This is a genomic window from Archangium sp., from assembly GCF_036389735.1.
Lineage (GTDB): Bacteria > Myxococcota > Myxococcia > Myxococcales > Myxococcaceae > Archangium.
Map to the genome: position 1 here is coordinate 1 of NZ_DASVWK010000418.1, position 17,423 is coordinate 17,423.

Genomic DNA, 17,423 nt, shown 5'->3' on the forward strand with positions numbered 1-17,423 from the left:
TTCGCCGGCTCGCAGGGAATGCGCAGCTCGTTGAGCTGCACCTGGGCGCAGTCCATGGTGAAGCGCGCGCCGGAGACCTGCGCCTGGCTGAGGCAGCCGCGGCTGGCGGAGCGATCGGCCACGAAGTCGAGCATCTCCTGAATCTCCACGCCCGAGAGGTTCATGATGTTGATGGTGTTCTCGAACGGGAACACGTTGAACATCGCCTCCTGGGTCACCGCGCCGGCGTAGAGGTTGTCGCGGATGCCGAGCGAGTTGGTGAGGGCCATCTCCGCCTCCACGGCGCGGCGCCTGCGCATGGAGTCCGCGGTGATGTTGCCCAGCGGCGAGTCACCGCTCGAGGAGGTGTTGTTGCGGCGATCCAGGTCGCGCGGCGCGTAGGAGAAGATGGAGGTGAGCTGGAGGTTGAAGTCCATGCCCAGCAGGTAGGGCTGGAGCAGGTCCGTGGTCTCGCGGTCCTCCATGTCCTGGCACTTGCGCATGGCGTCGCGCACGCCGGTGGCGTTGACGAACTCGCCCGGGTTCCAGAAGTTGTCCTTGTACCAGGCGCGCATGGCGTCGTCGCACCACAGCCCGTCCAGGGGGAAGGGGCGGTAGCCGTGGCTGATGACCTCGGCGCCCTCGTGGGTGCCGCGCTCCTCGGGCACCTTCACCACCAGGTCCAGCCGGCCCACGTACTTGGCGAAAGCGCCCGAGTGCACCACCAGCACCTTGCGCCCGCTCGGATCGTTGAGCTGCTGCGGCGGGTTGAGCACCACGTGCAGGTGGCCGCCCAGGATCACGTCCAGGCCGGACACGCCGGGAATGAAGACCTTCACCACCGCCTTGGGATCGTTCTCCAGGGTGGGGTCTGCCCACTCGAGCAGCTGCCACCGGTCATGGTCGCGCTCCAGGTAGGGCTTCACGTCCTCGTACTCGTAATAGGCCTCGTAGCCGCGGATGAGATCCTGATCCTCGGTGAGGCCCAGGTGGCTGACCACCACGATGAGGTCCACCACGGGGCGCAGCATCTGCACGTAGGCGCGCGCCGCCTCGTTCTGCTCCAGCGGGGTGGCCTGGAGCGAGTTGCCACCCTCCGTCAGGGAGTTGAGCGAGGAGATGTTGGCCATCCCGATGATGCCCACCCGCAGGCCCTTCACGTTGCGGATGACGTAGGGCACGGTGTTGAGCAGGGCCTGCTCGTTGCCTGCGTCGTTCGGGCTGTCCCAGTGGTAGTTGGCCGCCATCAGCGGGAAGTTGGCGAAGTCGCGCGTCTTCTCCACGAAGTTGCGCAGGCCGGCGTCGAACTCGTGGTTGCCGATCACCGCCGCGTCCAGGCCCAGCTTGGACAGGAAGCGGAACTCGGCCTCGCCGCTGAAGACGTTGAAGATGGGCGCGCCCTGGAAGCAGTCTCCCGAGTCCAGGTGCAGCACGCGATCGGAGCGCTGGCGCTCGCGCTTGAGGATGGCCCCCATGCGGGTGGCCCCACCGAAGGGGCCCGCCTCGGGGATGATGCCCAGGTCCGTGTCCGTCTTCAGCGGCGCGAAGTCATAGGGGATGAGCCGCGAGTGGATGTCGGAGGTGTGCAGCAGGGACAGCCGCACTTCCTGCCCGCTGAGATCGATGTCCTGTCCCTCCATGATGGGCATGCACGAGGAGAGCAGGGCGCACAAAAGGCCGAGCAGGAGACGTCGCATTCGGGGGCGGATCCGGGGGGCTTGAAGAATTTGACCGCTAGACGACGGCGCAAGGTACGAGATCGTCCCGGGGTGGGCAAGCAACGACCCCTCGTCCGGGTCTTCCGGTAAGGGAGCAGCCATGCGACCGAGCAGCCATTCTTCTGTGACGGATATCGAGATCATCGAGGATTTCTCGTCGACCGCGAAGTGTGACGAGGGTTTTCTGCGAGTGCGGCGCCTGCGCTGTCAGAACCGGCGCGCGGACGGCACGGCGTCCAAGGTGTACCGGGTGGACGTGGTGGATCGGCCACGGCTGGATGCGGTGGCGGTGCTGGTGTACCGGCGCGGCACGTCGGGGCTGGAGGTGCTGACGCGGATGAACCTGCGGCCAGCGGCCTACTTCCGGCGGGGCAAGGAGATGACGGTGCCGGACCCGGCCACGTACCTGCGGGTGGAGGAGATCGTCGCGGGGCTGCTGGAGCCGGAGGACAAGGGGGAGGCGGGCCTGCGCCACCGGGCGGCCGAGGAGGTGCTCGAGGAGGCCGGGTACGAGGTGAAGCCGGAGGAGATCCAGCTGTTGGGGGCGGGCTTCTTCCTGGCGCCGGGCATCCTGTCGGAGAAGGTGTTCCCGGCGGCGGTGGACGTGACGGGCAGGGAGCCCGGGGTGCCGCAGGGGGACGGCTCACCCCTGGAGGAGGGCACGCACCTGCAGTGGAGGCCCATCCGCGAGTTGCTGGCGATGTGCCGGCGCGGGGACGTGCCGGACGCGAAGACGGAGATCGCCATCCTGCGGCTGCTGGCCGAGCAGGCGTGACGGGAAGGGGAGTGCGGGGGGCGAGGTTGGCCGGGGAGCGCGGGACGGGGTAGGGTGCGCCGTCTCGTCTTCCCCCAACGAGGTCCTCGGAATGTCGTCGTTGCCCACCTGGCTTCAGCAACTCCTGCCGATCCTCATCCTGCTGGCGGCGATCGCGCTGGTGATCTCCCGACTGCCCAAGGTGGAGCTCGGGCACACCGAGGCCTTCAAGCGTCGGCGCTTCTTCAACTGGTTCCCGTTGGGCATGACGTACGCGTTCCTCTACATGGGGCGCTACAACCTCAACGAGGCGACGAGCGCGCTGAAGGGGTACACGACCAACGCGGACTTCGGCACCATCTTCTTCTGGGGCACGCTGACGTACGGTTTCTCCTTCCTGCTCAACGGCCCACTGACGGACAAGCTCGGAGGCCGCAAGACGATCCTCCTGAGTGCGGCCGGCTCGGCGGTGTGCAACGCGCTGATGGGGGCGGTGGTGTACGGCGTGCTGGCGGGCGGATGGCAGCCGCCGGGCGGCCTGGTGGCCACGCTGTCCGTCCTCTACGCGCTGAACATGTACTTCCAGAGCTTCGGCGCGGTCTCCATCGTCAAGGTGAACGCGTCCTGGTTCCACGTGAAGGAGCGCGGAGTGCTGGGCGGGGTGTTCGGCATCCTCATCTCGCTGGGCGTCTACTTCGCCTATGACTGGAGCCGGTTCATCGCGAAGGCGGCGCCCACCTGGTGGGTGTTCTTCGTTCCGGCGGCGGTCCTCGCGGTCTTCGTGGTGCTGGACTTCTTCGTCATCCGCGACACGCCGAGCCACACGGGTCACCCGGACTTCGACACCGCTGATGCCTCCTCGGGGCAGAGCGAGCAACTGGCGCCCAAGGACGTGTTCCTGAAGATGATCCGCAATCCGATCATCCTCACCATCCTGTCCATCGAGTTCTGCAGCGGCTTCCTGCGCAACGCCATCATGCAGTGGTACCCCAAGTTCGCGAAGGCCACGGGCATCGCCGACACGTTCGTGGCGTCCAACTGGGGGATGCTGCTGTGCGTGGCGGGCATCACCGGCGGCATGTTCGCCGGCGTCATCTCGGACCGGGTGTTCGACTCGCGGCGCGGGCCCGTCTCCGCGGTGCTCTACGCGGGCCTGTCCCTGGGCGCGGTGGCCTCGCTCTTCCTCATCCAGAGCTGGATGCTGGGCTGGGCGGTCATCTTCATGTCGCTGTGCGTGATTGGCGTGCACGGCATGCTGTCGGGCACCGCCAGCATGGACTTCGGTGGCAAGAAGAACGCGGGCCTGGCGGTGGGCATCATCGACGGCGCCGTGTACGCGGGCACCGCCCTCCAGTCGCTGTTGCTGGGCAACATCCTGCCCTCGGGTGAGGCGGCGAAGAGTGCGGCCAACTGGTCCAACTGGCCAATCGCCCTGGTGCCGCTGTCCTTCGTCGGTCTGCTGCTGGCCACCCGGGTGTGGAACGCCCGGCCCCAATCCAAGGTGGCCCCGGTGGTTCAGGTCCCCGCGGTGGCCCCTGGCGGCGCTCAAGAGCCGCCCCGGACGGGCACCCAGGGCTGAGTCAGTCCAGGAAGCGCCGCTCCCAGCGGCGGACGTGCTCCGGGACCTCGAGGTGCGCGTGTTTGGACTCGGTGCGGTAGAGCCAGGGCTCCAGCACGCGCGCCAGCTCCCGGTAGGCGGGCAGCGTGCGGCCCTGCTCTGTGTCGCCAGCATCTGGTGACGGGCCGAGGGTGATGACGACCCGATCATCCTCGAGCTCCTGCACGGTGGTTCCAGGGGAGTGCAGCCGGGTCCGCAGGCCCGCCGCGCTCCCCAACTCGCCCAGCACGGGCTGGCCCAGGAAATTCAGCCAGCGCACCCCTTTGACCCGCGTGCCGATCTCCATCGAGAGGCCGAGCGAGTCGGGGAGGTCCATGCCCGGGTAGCGCATGGACAGCTCGCGCAGCTGCTCAGCGGCATGCGAAGGGATCGAGCTGCATGGCCCACGTCATCCCCTTGCGCCTGGGGTTCTTCGCCAGCGCAATGCACTCGTCGACGTTGGGAAAAAGGGCCGCGAAGTCCCCCTCGTGCCGCAGCAGGACTTCCGAGCGGGCCTCATCGGCGCAGGCCGCGAGCGCCTGGTCGATGGACGTTCTCGTCGCCACGTCCAGTGCCACCTTCAGGACGGCGGTGGCGGAGGCCAGTTCCTTCCCGTAGAGCGCGAGGCAAGCGCTGGGGTTGTGGCGACAGGCGGCGGAGGGCGAGTCGACGCTGTAGCGGAACGACGTGATGCGGCCCGAAGTGCTCGCACACGCCCCGAGGAGCATACTGACGACCATCACCCCACCTGCCTTGAGCAGGGGCTGCGGCATGGACTCCTCCCCGTGGAGCTTCACCTGTTGTAATCGACTACAATCGGTGTGCGACAACTGCGCACATTGATTGTAGTCGACTACAATTGGACTCGCGTCTGGACGCTGATCCGGGGGTCACTATCCCGTGACAGACGTGTGACCTAGAGTGCGGGTGTGTCCCAGGCTCCCGTACCTCCACCGCTCCTGCAAAACCGGCTCGATGTCCACGACCGGAAGCAGTTCGAGCTCAAGCTCGAGTACCAGCCCTCTGGGGCGGACGACGAGACGCGCTATCTCGTCGAGACGTACTTCTTCCTGCCGGCGAGCCTGAACATCGACGCGGAGACGTACCCGCGGGCGGCCTTCTACGCGGACATCCACAACTACGTGCGCTTCAAGACGCCGGTGATGAGCCTGGCCGAGGTGCTGGACCTGGACAGCTCGCCGCTGGCCCGACTGGAGGCGGGGCTGCGCACGGGGCTCGTCAGCGAGTCGGAGCTCGTCTACCAGTCGAAGCTCCTGTCCTGCATCTTCCGCGGCGCGCTGCGGCGCTTCGCCAACGACGTGGACGTGCTGTGCGAGGGGATGGCCCGGAGCCCGGCGGAGGCGGCGTGCGCGCGGCTGGAGTCCGAGGCGCGTGCGACCAGTGGCGGCGCCCGGCGCGTGCTGGAGCGCTTCCGTGCGTGGTCGCGCTCGGCCAACCGCTACCGGATGCAGGAGAAGACGCGCGCCTCCATCCGCCTGGTGGACGAGTACATGAGCCTCACGGTGGAGCAGTTCTTCCGCAAGGCCGTGGCGGACATGGACGCGCTGCCGCGCTCGGGCGTCTACATCGAGCTGCGCAAGGAGCTGATGGAGGAGGTGCTGCGCGAGGAGCGCTACCGCAAGGACAACCAGCTGCGCTCGGTCATCAGCCCCACCGGGGACAACGAGGAGTACATCCACCGGATCGGCTTCTTGAAGAAGTTCTGCATGAACATCCTCTTCCTGTCGGCGCGGCGGGCGCAGAAGCGCCAGGGCTGGGAGGAGGTGCTGTTCGCGCTCGCGGCGGGCGTGGCGATGGCCTTCGCCACCGCCGTGGCCTTCTGGGCGCAGGGCCGCTACCCGCACCCGCAGGCGCAAGCCAGCCTCAACTTCTTCCTCATCATGGTGGTGGGCTACATGATGAAGGACCGCATCAAGGAGGGCATGCGGCGCATCTTCAGCCAGCTGGCGGCGCGGCACCTGTACGACCGCACGGCCCGTATCGTGGATCCGGTGACGGGCCGGTGCCTGGGCATCTGCGAGGAGAAGGTGGACTACGGCAGCGCGGTGAAGGTGCCCGAGTCGGTGGCCGCGCTGCGCTCCCGCGACGACTTCATCACCGTGACGCAGGGCGAGCTGTCGGAGATGGTGCTGCGCTACCAGAAGCAGGTGGTGCTGGACGCGGAGCTGCTGCCGCGCACCGAGCGTGGGCTGAGCGGCATCACCGACATCATCCGCGTCAACGTGGAGCGCTTCCTGCGCGACATGGACGAGCCCGAGTACGCGCTGGAGTACGTGGACCTGGAGGACTTCTCGGTGGGGCGGGTGCGCGGGGCCAAGAGCTACCAGGTGGACCTGGCCTTCCGCTTCATCGTCGAGGAGTCCGGGCAGGAGAAGGAGTCCCTCCAGCTCGTCCGGCTGGTGCTGGACCGCAATGGCATCAAGCGCATGCTGCGCCTGTGCCCGGAGCAGCCCCTCCACCCCGAGCCCATCCGCTCGGCCGCCTGAGGGGCTGAATTCCGCGCTGCCGGGGCGCGAGGGGCCATGTATTCTGGAAGACCATGGCCTCGAACCTCAGAACCCGTGTCCAGGAGGGCTGGCAGCAGACGCTGCGAGGCATCCTGGAGCAGGCCCGCTCGCTCGGCTCCCAGGCGGTGCTCGCCTTCGACCTGGACTCGACCCTCTTCGACAACCGGCCCCGGCAGGCCCGCATCGTGCGCGAATTCGGGCTCGCCCAGGCGGTGGAGAAGCTGAGCGCCTGCGAGCCGCGCCACTGGGACAGCGGCTTCGACATGCGGGGGGCCATGCTCAACTGCGGCCTCTCGTCGGAGGAGGCGGAGGCCCATTTCACGGCGCTGCGCACCTTCTGGCTGGAGCGCTTCTTCACCAGTGAGTACTGCGTGGACGACGTGGCCCATCAGGGTGCCGCGCCCTTCACCCATGCCGTGGTGGCCACCGGGGCCCACCTGGCCTATGTCACCGGCCGCCACGAGGGCATGCGGCCAGGCACCGTGGAGTGCATGCGCCGCAATGGCCTGGCCGTGCCCGGCGAGGGCCGGGTGCACCTGCTGATGAAGCCCACCGAGCGCGAGGACGATGACGCCTTCAAGCGCACCGCCCACGCCCGGCTGGGGGAATTGGGGCGGCTCATCGCCGCTTTCGACAACGAGCCCACCCACGCCAACGACTACCTGCGCCGCTTCCCGGAGGCCAAGGTCGTCCATCTGGCGACCGACCACTCGGGCCGGCCGGTGGTGCTCCTCGACGAAATCGTCTCCGTGCCGCACTTCTCATTCGAGCCGTGACGCAATGCGCCTAAAGGGTGGGGGCAGGACTCGCCCAGCCGTTTGGTGCACGAAAGCCCTTGCAGTCCCATGTCCGCGCGCTATTGAGGCGCACTGCCGTCCCTTCTCCCGGGACGGTTTCAATGTCTGGAGGCTTGGCGGTGGCCAGCAAGTACTCGAAAGACCTGCTGTTGACGATGTACCGGAAGATGTACCTCATGCGCCGCTTCGAGGAACGAGCGGGCCAGCAGTACGGTCTGGGGAAGATCGCCGGATTCTGCCACCTGTACATCGGCCAGGAGGCAGTGGCGGCCGGTGTCGAGGAGGCCATCCGCAAGGATGACTACATGCTCTCGGGCTACCGGGACCACGCCCAGCCGCTGGCGCGTGGCTCGGACGCGGGCATGGTCATGGCGGAGCTCTTCGGCCGCACTGGCGGCTACAGCAAGGGCAAGGGCGGCTCGATGCACATCTTCGACATCGAGAACCACTTCTACGGTGGCTACGGCATCGTCGGGGCGCAGATCGGTCTGGCCGCGGGCATGGCCTTCGCCAGCCGCTACCGCAACGAGGACCGCATCACCGTGTGCTACTTCGGTGACGCCGCCGCCAACCAGGGCATCTTCCACGAGACGCTCAACATGGCGGTGAAGTGGAAGCTGCCCGTGCTCTACATCTGCGAGAACAACCGCTATGGCATGGGCACGGCGATCGCCCGCACCTCGGCGGTGCCGGAGATCCACAAGCGCGGCGAGGCCTACGGCATGCGCCACGAGGCCGTGGACGGCATGGACGTGCTGAAGATGTACGAGGCGGTGAAGGACGCGGCCGCCTACATCCGCGCGGGCAATGGTCCGGTGCTGATGGAGGCCAACACCTACCGCTTCCGCGGCCACTCCATGGCCGACCCCGCCACCTACCGCACCAAGCAGGAGGTGGAGGACGAGCGCAAGAACGACCCCATCCCCCGCCTGCGCGACTACGCCATCAAGCAGGGCCTGGCCAAGGACGAGGAGTTCGAGGCCATCGAGGCCGAGGTGAAGGAGCAGGTGGACGCGGCGGTGAAGTTCGCCGACGAGTCGCCCGAGCCCAGCATCGACGAGCTCTGGAAGGACACCATCGTGGAGGAGGGCGAGGAGGACGTGCGCCCCCGCGAGCGCGTGCTGGGCGTGAAGGTGGCCAACTGGCCCAAGTACCCCTCGGGCCAGGAGCTGAAGGTGACGTGGGACCTCGAGCCGCGTGAACAGGCCGACAAGGCCGACAAGGCGGCGGGCCTGAAGCGCTAGTTCTCTTCCACTGACTTCTTGAGATTTCGAATTCGGAGCCAACGATGGCCGAGTTGATGTACCGCGAGGCGCTGAACCAGGCGCTCGCCGAGGAGATGGAGCGCGACGCCAACGTATTCCTCATTGGTGAGGAAGTGGGTCGCTACCAGGGCGCCTTCAAGGTGTCGCAGGGTCTGCTGGACAGGTTCGGGAGCGCGCGCATCATCGACGCGCCCATCTCCGAGCTGGGCTTCACCGGCCTGGGCGTCGGCGCGGCGATGGTGGGCCTGCGTCCGGTGGTGGAGATGATGACCTGGAACTTCGCCATCCTGGCGATGGATCAGATCGTCAACAACGCGGCGAAGCTGCGGCACATGTCCGGCGGCCAGCTGCGCTGCCCCATCGTGTTCCGCGGTCCGGGCGGCGCGGGTGGCCGGCTCTCCAGCCAGCACAGCCAGGCGCTGGAGGCCAACTACGCCCACTTCCCGGGCCTGAAGGTGATTGCCCCGGCCACGCCGGCGGACGCCAAGGGCCTGCTCAAGTCCGCCATCCGTGATGAGAACCCCGTCATCATGATCGAAGGCGAGCGCCTCTACGCCCTCAAGGGCGAGGTGCCCGAGGGCGAGCACATCGTCCCCATCGGCAAGGCGGACGTGAAGCGCGAGGGCAAGGACGTCAGCATCATCACCTGGTCGCGCATGTACTACTTCTGCGAGGAGGCCGCGAAGCAGCTGGATGCCGAGGGCATCTCCGTGGAGATCCTCGACCTGCGCACGCTGCGCCCGCTGGACGAGGAGGCCATCCTCGCCACCGTGCGCAAGACCAACCGCGCCATCGTCGTGGAGGAGGGCTGGCCCCTGGCCGGCATCGGCGCGCAGGTCGTGGACATCATCCAGTCCAAGGCCTTCGACGAGCTGGACGCGCCCGTCGTGCGCGTGACCGGCGTCGACGTGAACATGTCCTACGCGGCGAACCTGGAGAACGCGATCCAGCCGGACGCGCCCAAGATCATCGCGGCCGTGAAGAAGGTCCTCTACCGCGAGGGAGCCTGAGAACCGTATGGCCACCCCCATCCAGATGCCCGCCCTCTCTCCGACGATGAAGGAGGGCAAGATCGTCAAGTGGCTCAAGAAGGAGGGCGACAAGGTCTCCTCCGGCGAGGCGATCGCCGAGTGCGAGACCGACAAGTCGAACCTCGAGATCGAAGCCTATGACGACGGCTACCTGCTGAAGATCGTCGTCGCCGAAGGGGGGATGGCCACCGTTGGCGCGCCCATCGCCTTCATCGGCGCCAAGGGCGAGAGTGTCGACGCCGGAGGTGGCAAGCCCGCCGCCCCGAAGCCCGCCGCTCCGGCGCCCGTGGCTCCCGCTGCCCAGCCCGCTGTCGCCGCCCAGCCCGCTCCCGCCGCCGGGGGCGAGGGCATCCCCGTGGTGATGCCCGCGCTCTCCCCGACGATGACGGAGGGCAAGCTCATCAAGTGGCTGAAGAAGGAGGGAGACAAGGTCTCCTCCGGCCAGGCCATCGCCGAGGTGGAGACGGACAAGTCCAACCTCGAGGTGGAAGCCTACGACGACGGTGTGCTGGCGCGCATCGTCGTGCAGGAGGGCCAGATGGCCAAGGTGGGCGCGCCCATCGCGTTCCTGGCGGGCAAGGGGGGCATCAAGCCCGCCGCTGCTCCAGCCCAGGCCGCCGCGGCGCCCCCGCCCAAGGCCGCTGCTCCCGCCCAGGCTCCGGCGCCCGCGCCGAAGGCTCCTGCGTCCACACCGGGAGGCCGGCTGCGCGCCAGCCCGCTGGCGAAGCGGATGGCTCGCGAGCGCGGTCTGGACCTGTCCCAGCTGCAGGGCTCCGGTCCGCTCGGTCGCATCGTCAAGCGCGACATCGAGACGGCGCTCACCCAGGCGCCCACCCGGGCCGCCCCGGGCAAGGCCCCGGCCGCCGCTCCGACGGCTCCGGGCGTGCGTCCCGAGCCGAAGTCGGTGCCCGTCTCCACCATGCGCAAGGTCATCAGCCAGCGCATGGCCGAGGTGAAGCCGGGCGTCCCGCACTTCTACCTCTCGGTGGATGTGGAGATGGACGGCGCGCTGAAGATCCGCGAGGAGGCCAAGGCCCTCGAGTCCAAGGTCTCCGTCAACGACATCATCGTGAAGGCGTCGGCCATGGCGCTGCGCCGCTACCCGAAGATGAATGTGTCGCTGAGTGGCGACAACATCCTTCACTTCGAGACGGTGGATATCGGCATCGCGGTGGCCATCGAGGACGGTCTCATCACCCCCATCATCCGCGACGCGGACAAGAAGGGGCTGTCGGCCATCTCCGCCGAGGCGCGTGATCTGGCCGAGCGGGCTCGCAAGCGGGGCCTCAAACCGGCCGAGTACACCGGCGGCTCGCTGACCGTGTCCAACCTGGGCATGTACGGCATCGACGCGTTCATCGCCGTCATCAACCCGCCCCAGGCCGCCATCCTCGCGGTGGGCTCGGTGGCGGACAAGGTGGTGGTGCGCGATGGGCAGATGGTGGTGCGCAAGATGATGACGGTGACGCTCTCGGGCGACCACCGCGTCATCGACGGGGCCATCGGCGCCGAGTACCTCCGGGAGCTCAAGGCGCTGCTCGAGCACCCGATGCGGCTGCTCTTCTAGCCGCCGCCACTCGGCGGGCCGTCTCCCTGGGGCGGCCCGCCGGTGGCTTCCGACCCGTCACTCGCGGGTCGGCTCCTTCGTCTCGTGCATGTCGTGCTCCAGCTGGCGCTGGGCGTCGGTGACGCTGGCCTGGCCCTCGCGCGGCGTGCCCGTGGGAAGCTCCGACTCATGCTCCTCCGAGCGGCCCTTGATGCCGGGCCACGGGTCTGGGTGGGTGGCCTGCACGTGCTCGATGTGCTCCGCGTAGCCTGGGTCCTTGGTGTCCGCCATGTCCGTCCCTCCTCACATGTGGGGATGCCTGGATAGGGTGGGGGTCGAGGTGGGAGACGGCCAATGGGAACCCTCCCGCGTGGCCCGTACCCCTGCTCGCTGGGTAGGCGATGAAAAGGGCACGCAACCCAATCGTGAGCTGCTTAACTTTGTCCCGATGAATGACGACGACACCAGACGCATCCGGCTGCCCCTCCAGCAGGCCCTGCTCGGGGCCGTGTTTCCCCTTTCCACGGAGCAACTGGTCCTGCTGGCGCGGGAGAACGACGCCCCCCCCATCGTTCTTTCCCTGCTGAGCGGTCTGCCCCGGCAGCGGTTCGACTCCCTGGACCTGGTTCAGCGGGTGGTGGAAGCCCAGCTGGGAGTAGGCGAGGAAGCGGCCGAGGCCCCGTCGGCTCCCATGCAGTCACGCTGAGCCGCTCAGGCTCCAGGTGTGGAACGGAGCGATTGACGGTGAGCATGTCGGGGTTGCCGGTGCGTGCGGGTCGCCTCCCACACTGAACACGGCCCATCGGGTTTTGCGCCTGACGTGGTATCTCTTGGGGCGTGGGCGCAGTGGGTTGGCAGGGTGGGAATGGGGTTGGTCGGCCTGGCCCGGAGAGGAATTGCATGAATCCGTCTGACCTCCCCGCCGTCCTCTACGTCGACGACGACGCGCTCAATTTGAGGGTGTTCGAGGCGAACTTCGGGCAGAAGTTCCGCATCTTCCGCTGCTCGACGCCGGCCGAGGCGCTGACGCTGCTGGAGCAGAAGCGCAGCGAGATTGGCGTCATCCTGTCGGACCAGCGCATGCCGGGCATGACGGGCGTGGAGCTGCTGGAGCGCGCGCGCACGCTGGCGCCGGACGCCAAGCGCATGCTCGTCACGGCCTACTCGGACATGCAGGCGGTCATCGACGCGGTGAACCGCGGCCAGGTGAGCCGCTACTTCGTCAAGCCGTGGGACCGGGCCGAGGTGCTGGCCGCGCTGGAAGACGGCCTGAAGATCGCCCGGCTGGAGCTGCGCATCCGCGAGGTGGAAGGGCGGATGATGAAGGCCGAGCGTCTGGCCACGCTGGGTCAGGTGACGGCCGGCATCGCGCACGAGCTGATGGGCCCGGTGGGCTACCTCTCGCAGAACGTGTCCTCGCTGCGGCGGGACCTCGAGTGCGTGGTGCAGTACGCCTCCAAGCACCTATCGACGGACCCTTCGTCCGAGGTGGCCAGTGTGCTGGAGGATCTGCCGTCGCTGCTGTCGGACCTGGCCAGCGGAGCGGACCACCTGCGCGGAGTGGCGCTGGGCCTGAGGGCTCAAGCTCGTGGCGAGGACATGGAGGCCTCGGCGGACGTGGCCGAGGTGGTGTCCTTCGCGGTGAAGCTGGCGCGCGCCGAGGTGCGTGACCGGGCCCGTATCACCACCATGGGCGAGCCCATGAAGGTGACGTTCGGTCCGGTGAAGCTGACCCAGGTGCTGCTCAACCTCATCGTCAACGCGGCGCAGGCCATGGAGGGCACGGGCCGGCCGGGTCGCATCGAGGTGCGGTGGACGTCGCGCGAGCAGGACGTGGTGCTCACCGTGGCGGACAACGGCTGCGGCATTCCCCAGGATCTTCAGGAGAAGGTCTTCCAGCCGCTCTTCACCACCAAGCCGGTGGGCATCGGCACGGGCCTGGGTCTGTCCATCTGCAAGGAGCTGATGACGCAGGCCGGCGGCGGGCTGCGGCTGTCGTCGAAGCAGGGTGAGGGCACCGAGGTGGAGCTCACCATCAAGAGATCCCAGCTCCCCTGAGGCCGAAGGCGTTGTGCAGGAGGCGCCACACTCGGAAGAGCGCCTCCTCCTCGCCCGCGCCGATGTGCTCCACCAACACCGCGCGCCGCGCCTCTGCCGTCTCACCCCCGGAACGCCACGCCACCACGAGCGCATAGCGCCGGGGCGCGCGCTCCACCACTTCCACGGCGAACACCTCGTCGAAGGGCACCCACTCGACGCGGGTGGCTCCCGGCGCCCACCGCAACTGCTCCAGCCGCAGGCGCTCGGTGGGGAAGTGCAGCACGAAGCGGCGACGGCCGAGCTGGCCCTCCAGCCAGAGCGCGGCGCCCACCAGGGCCGTTCCCAGCCCGCCCAGCGCCACCGTCAGGGGCGGCAGCCCCCCCTCCCCACTTCCCCACACCAACGCCCCCACGGCGCCCGCCGCGCACAGGGCCGCCACCAGCAGGCAGGCACCCGGGAGCTGCCGCCGCCAATAGGCGGGGGAGAGGGACTCGCCCAACAGGCGGCCGGGCTCGTACCGCAGTCGTATGTCCCCCAGCCGCCGGGGGGCGGGGTTCTCCTCCAAGGCATCCGCGAAGCTCGCCACGGCTCACAGCATAGACACCACACGGCGTCCCTCGAAGTCCGACGCGAGCTGTGCAATCCTCAAAGCCATGGATCTCCCCTTCGAGACGGATGAGGGCGGCGGGAGTGAGGAGGGTGGGGGAACCCTCGCTTCCACCGTGCTGGTGGTGGACGACGAGGCCGTGGTGCGCGACGTGTGCGCCCGGTTGTTGGCGCGTGAGCCGGACCTGGTGGTGAGCCTCGCCGAGGACGCCGAGGAAGCCCTGGCGTTGCTCAAGGCCCAGCGCTTCGACGTGCTCATCACCGACAAGAACCTCCCCGGTATGGGTGGCGTGGAGCTCATCGCCGAGGCCCGGCGGATGCAGCCCGCGCTGGAGGCGCTGATGATCACCGGCTACTCCAGCTCGGAGTCGGTGATCGCCGCCTTCGCCGCGGGCGCGAGCGACTACATCCTCAAGCCCTTCGAGGACCTGCGGGTGGTGCGGGCCAAGGTCCGCGCCGCGCTGGAGCGTCGCACGGAGCGGGTGAAGGGACGCGAGCTGGCGCGGCGCGTGGCGCGCGAGGCCTCCGAGCTGTTGGAGGCGGGCGGGCATGCCCCGTCCGAGGCGCGCGTGCAATTGGAGACGCACCTGCGCGCCTACGAGCAGGCCAGCCGCAACTCCACGGGTGGGCAGGTGGCCGTGGTGGGCAGCCGCGAGGCGCTGGAGACCCTGCTGGAGGACGGGCTCGAGGCGGTGGCGCTGCCCCCGGACTCGCCCGCGCTGGTGGGCGCGGCCGTGGTGGTGCTGGAGACAGGCGCGGCCCACTGGTGGGAGATTGCCGAGCGCCTCCAGTCGGCCACGCCGGACGTGGTGCTGCTGGCCGGCCCGAACGCGGACCTGGCGGACCTGCTGGACGCCATCACCCTGCGCCTGGAGCTGGTGGGCTTTGGCACCTCGTCCTCCGAGTCGCTGCCGGAGCGGGTGCGCATGCTGCTGATGCGCCGCGGCCTTCAGCGGGCCCAGGCGGCGCTGGCCACGGCGCTGGCGACCTTCCGCGCGAGCCTCGGGTAGGAAGCACCGGGCCCGCAAAAGCGAAGCGCCCGCTTCCTTGGGGGAAGCGGGCGCCTCAGTGACCCTGCCGGGATTCGAACCCGAGTTTGAGCCGTGAGAGGGCTCCGTCCTAACCGCTAGACGACAGGGCCAGAAACAGAGCGCCCACCTTCCCAGGAAGGTGGGCGCCTTTGCTACGAGTGACCCTGCCGGGATTCGAACCCGAGTTTGAGCCGTGAGAGGGCTCCGTCCTAACCGCTAGACGACAGGGCCGGTTTGCTACCGGGTATTACCAACTGGGGAACTAGGATTCGAACCTAGATAAGCAGAGTCAGAGTCTGCTGTCCTGCCGTTAGACGATTCCCCAACAACTGCGCCCTACTGCTACCGCAACTGCTTCAGCACTTCAACTTCCTTTTTCCGAACCTCTGGGTTACCGCGCCCTCTTCCCAGACTTCGAGTCCCCAGGCTTCTTCGCCGGCTTGGTGGGAGCCGGTACCGCCTGGAGGGGAACGACGTAGATCCGGACCTCGTCGTTCGACTCGTAAATGTTCAGGCCTTCGAAATTCTTCCCCGAGGGGTTGATGATGTGGAGTGCCTTCACGCCCGGCTGATTGACGATCGACCTTCGGGGGAAGGCGCTCGTCGGGTAGACGGACTTGTAGTACTCCAACGTCTTCTCGAAGTCCCCCGGCGCCCGATACCGGTTCTCGCCCACCTTCTGCGAGCCATCCGGGAGCTGCGCCCCGCTCACCACCTCCGCCGACGCCACCGACACCCACAGGGCAACCACCACCGCCCCGAGCGGGCGCGGCTTATAGAAAAGGCCCTTCAGGCTGTCAAGCGCTCGAGTCATCGCGGGGGAGAATAGGGCCCGCCGTGGGAGGTGTCCACCCCAACGTGCGGGCCCTGTTCAAGGGGCTTACGGCCGGGCCAGGGCCGCGTCCAGCCGGTGGAGCGTCTCCTCGCGTCCCAGCAACTCCAGCGTCTCGCCGATACCCGGGCTCACCGTGCCGCCCGTCGCGGCCACGCGCAGCGGCTGGGCCACCTTGCCCATGCCTACCCCCGCCTGCTCGCTCACCTTCTTCACCACCTCGTCCAGCGAGGCGGCGCTCCACTGGGGCAGGGCGGCCACCTGCTCGCGCACCTGGATGAGCAGGGGCTTGGACTCGGCGGTGAGGTGCTTGGCGGCGGCCTTCTCGTCCAGCGTCACCCCGTGCTGGAAGTACTTGAGGGCCATGTCCGCCATCTCCTGGAGCGACCTGGCGCGCTCGCGGAAGGCCATCACCACGCGCTCCAGCCGCGCGTCACCCTGGGGCAGCTTCACACCCTTGTCCGCCAGGAAGTCCACCAGCGTCTCGGCCACCCGCGCCGGGGGCAGCAGCTTGAGCCACTGCTGGTTGAGCCACATCAGCTTGTCCGGGCTCCACACGCCGGAGGTACTGCCCACGTGGTCGAAGTCGAACCACTCCACCATCTGCTCGCGGCTGATGACCTCGTCGTTGCCGTGGCTCCAGCCCAGGCGGATGACGTAGTTGAGCAGCGCCTCGGGCAGCACGCCGTTGCGCTTGTGCAGCATCACGTCCGCCTCGGGGTGCTTGCGCTTGGACAGCTTCTCTCGGTCCGGCCCGAGGATGAGCGGGAAGTGGGCGAAGTCCGGCGGCGTCCACCCGAAGGCCTTGTAGAGCATCAGCTGCGGGAAGGTGGAGTTGACGTGCTCCTGCCCGCGCCCCACCAGGGTGATGTCCATGGTGTGGTCGTCGATGACGCAGCCGTAGTTGTAGAGGGGGATGCCGTCGGCGCGCATCATCACCCAGTCATCCAGGTCCGAGTACGCCTTGGTGATGGGCCCGAGCACCTTGTCGTCGAACGTCACCTCGCCCTCGCCATCCGGCATCCGGAAGCGGATGACGGCGGTGCGGCCCTCGGGGATGTCCTCGCGGTCGCGGCAGGTGCCCTCGTACTTGTAGGTGCCCGGTTTGCCCGTGGCCTTCTCCACCGCGGCCCGGCGCGCGTCGATCTCCTCGCGGGTGCAGTAGCAGCGGTACGCCTTGCGCTCGGCGATGAGCTGGTCCACGTACTTCTTGTAGAGGTCCAACCGCTGCGTCTGGAAGTAGGGCGCCGCCGAGCCCTCCTTGCCCGGGCCCTCGTCCCAGTCGATGCCCAGCCAGGTGAGGCCGTCGAGGATGGCCTTCACGGACTCGGGGGTGGAGCGCTCCTGGTCCGTGTCCTCGATGCGCAGGATGAAGACGCCGCCCTGGCGCCGCGCGTAGAGGTAGTTGAAGAGGGCGGTACGGGCCCCGCCGATGTGCAGATAACCGGTCGGAGACGGTGCGAAACGGACGCGAGGAACGGAAGCCATGGAGGGGCGCGGATAGCAGGAGCGGGCTTGGATGGTCAACGAGCGGCCGACTTCCCTGCCCGGCGGCCCGCCCAATGCATTAAACTGCCGCGCATCGAGGGCTCTTGCATGACACTTCCCACCGCGTTCCGCGCGCTCCTTTCGGCCGTTTTCCTGCTCTGCCTGCCGGCGGGGGCCACCACGATGCTGCGGGCGGATCTGCCGGAGCTCG

The 17,423-nt window shown here is 68.2% G+C and carries 17 protein-coding genes and 3 tRNA genes; 10 read left to right on the forward strand and 10 right to left on the reverse strand.

Features of this window, described 5'->3' with window-relative positions; translation table 11 throughout:
* Positions 1–1,676 (reverse strand): bifunctional metallophosphatase/5'-nucleotidase (locus VF794_RS15035; protein ID WP_331110960.1); only part of this gene is annotated, 1,676 nt, incomplete at its 3' end.
* 121 nt (positions 1,677–1,797) lie between these two features.
* Between VF794_RS15035 and VF794_RS15040 the strand changes: the two genes are divergently transcribed.
* Together VF794_RS15040 and VF794_RS15045 are read left to right on the forward strand one after the other, a co-directional pair.
* Positions 1,798–2,472, forward strand: a complete 675-nt coding sequence (locus VF794_RS15040) for an NUDIX hydrolase (protein ID WP_331110962.1) — start codon at positions 1,798–1,800, stop codon at positions 2,470–2,472.
* Positions 2,473–2,563: 91 nt separating this feature from the next.
* Positions 2,564–4,030 (forward strand): MFS transporter, encoded by a 1,467-nt coding sequence (locus VF794_RS15045; RefSeq protein WP_331110963.1) that lies wholly within the window; start codon positions 2,564–2,566, stop codon positions 4,028–4,030.
* A gap of 1 nt (position 4,031) precedes the next feature.
* Here VF794_RS15045 and VF794_RS15050 read toward each other — a convergent pair whose 3' ends face one another.
* Entirely contained in the window at positions 4,032–4,400 is a 369-nt protein-coding gene (locus tag VF794_RS15050) for a type VI immunity family protein (protein ID WP_331110965.1), read from the reverse strand.
* A gap of 19 nt (positions 4,401–4,419) precedes the next feature.
* On the reverse strand, positions 4,420–4,821 hold the full coding sequence (locus VF794_RS15055; protein ID WP_331110967.1) for a hypothetical protein: 402 nt from the start codon (positions 4,819–4,821) through the stop codon (positions 4,420–4,422).
* 156 nt (positions 4,822–4,977) lie between these two features.
* On the opposite strand from VF794_RS15055, the gene VF794_RS15060 reads away from it, so the two are divergent.
* The 5 genes from VF794_RS15060 (at position 4,978) to VF794_RS15080 (ending at position 11,236) form a co-directional block, all read left to right on the forward strand.
* Positions 4,978–6,555, forward strand: coding sequence for a hypothetical protein (locus VF794_RS15060; protein ID WP_331110968.1), 1,578 nt, complete (start codon positions 4,978–4,980; stop codon positions 6,553–6,555).
* 53 nt (positions 6,556–6,608) lie between these two features.
* Positions 6,609–7,352, forward strand: a complete 744-nt coding sequence (locus VF794_RS15065) for a hypothetical protein (protein WP_331110970.1) — start codon at positions 6,609–6,611, stop codon at positions 7,350–7,352.
* A gap of 140 nt (positions 7,353–7,492) precedes the next feature.
* Positions 7,493–8,617 (forward strand): pyruvate dehydrogenase (acetyl-transferring) E1 component subunit alpha, encoded by a 1,125-nt coding sequence (gene pdhA, locus VF794_RS15070; protein ID WP_331110989.1) that lies wholly within the window; start codon positions 7,493–7,495, stop codon positions 8,615–8,617.
* A gap of 44 nt (positions 8,618–8,661) precedes the next feature.
* The gene (locus tag VF794_RS15075) at positions 8,662–9,648 is read left to right on the forward strand and encodes a pyruvate dehydrogenase complex E1 component subunit beta (RefSeq protein WP_331110972.1); all 987 of its coding nucleotides are present in this window, start codon (positions 8,662–8,664) and stop codon (positions 9,646–9,648) included.
* 7 nt (positions 9,649–9,655) lie between these two features.
* Complete coding sequence (locus VF794_RS15080) at positions 9,656–11,236, forward strand: pyruvate dehydrogenase complex dihydrolipoamide acetyltransferase (protein ID WP_331110974.1); 1,581 nt, start codon at positions 9,656–9,658, stop codon at positions 11,234–11,236.
* A 57-nt stretch (positions 11,237–11,293) separates the two neighbouring features.
* Here the strand turns inward: VF794_RS15080 and VF794_RS15085 are convergent, their stop codons facing one another.
* Entirely contained in the window at positions 11,294–11,506 is a 213-nt protein-coding gene (locus tag VF794_RS15085) for a hypothetical protein (protein ID WP_331110976.1), read from the reverse strand.
* Between the two features lie 157 nt (positions 11,507–11,663).
* Here VF794_RS15085 and VF794_RS15090 point away from each other — a divergent pair, with 157 nt between their 5' ends.
* On the forward strand, positions 11,664–11,921 hold the full coding sequence (locus VF794_RS15090) for a DUF2795 domain-containing protein (protein ID WP_331110978.1): 258 nt from the start codon (positions 11,664–11,666) through the stop codon (positions 11,919–11,921).
* Between the two features lie 194 nt (positions 11,922–12,115).
* Positions 12,116–13,273 carry a sensor histidine kinase gene (locus VF794_RS15095; protein ID WP_331110980.1) on the forward strand — a complete coding sequence of 386 codons (1,158 nt, stop codon included), beginning with the start codon at positions 12,116–12,118 and terminating at the stop codon, positions 13,271–13,273.
* Here VF794_RS15095 and VF794_RS15100 read toward each other — a convergent pair.
* Positions 13,251–13,841 carry a hypothetical protein gene (locus tag VF794_RS15100; RefSeq protein ID WP_331110982.1) on the reverse strand — a complete coding sequence of 197 codons (591 nt, stop codon included), beginning with the start codon at positions 13,839–13,841 and terminating at the stop codon, positions 13,251–13,253. The two genes, VF794_RS15095 and VF794_RS15100, sit on opposite strands and share 23 nt — an antisense overlap.
* Positions 13,842–13,908: 67 nt before the next feature.
* Here VF794_RS15100 and VF794_RS15105 point away from each other — a divergent pair, with 67 nt between their 5' ends.
* Positions 13,909–14,871 carry a response regulator gene (locus VF794_RS15105; protein WP_331110984.1) on the forward strand — a complete coding sequence of 321 codons (963 nt, stop codon included), beginning with the start codon at positions 13,909–13,911 and terminating at the stop codon, positions 14,869–14,871.
* A 59-nt stretch (positions 14,872–14,930) separates the two neighbouring features.
* Here VF794_RS15105 and VF794_RS15110 read toward each other — a convergent pair.
* The 5 genes from VF794_RS15110 to gltX all read right to left on the reverse strand — a co-directional run bounded on the left by VF794_RS15110 (position 14,931) and on the right by gltX (position 17,212).
* Positions 14,931–15,002: transfer RNA gene (locus VF794_RS15110), tRNA-Glu, on the reverse strand.
* Between the two features lie 49 nt (positions 15,003–15,051).
* Positions 15,052–15,123, reverse strand: a tRNA-Glu gene (locus VF794_RS15115).
* 23 nt (positions 15,124–15,146) lie between these two features.
* A tRNA-Gln gene (locus VF794_RS15120) sits at positions 15,147–15,217 on the reverse strand.
* 66 nt (positions 15,218–15,283) lie between these two features.
* The gene (locus tag VF794_RS15125) at positions 15,284–15,706 is read right to left on the reverse strand and encodes a hypothetical protein (protein ID WP_331110986.1); all 423 of its coding nucleotides are present in this window, start codon (positions 15,704–15,706) and stop codon (positions 15,284–15,286) included.
* A gap of 66 nt (positions 15,707–15,772) precedes the next feature.
* The gene (gene gltX / locus VF794_RS15130) at positions 15,773–17,212 is read right to left on the reverse strand and encodes a glutamate--tRNA ligase (protein WP_331110988.1); all 1,440 of its coding nucleotides are present in this window, start codon (positions 17,210–17,212) and stop codon (positions 15,773–15,775) included.
* Between the last annotated feature and the right edge of the window lie 211 nt (positions 17,213–17,423).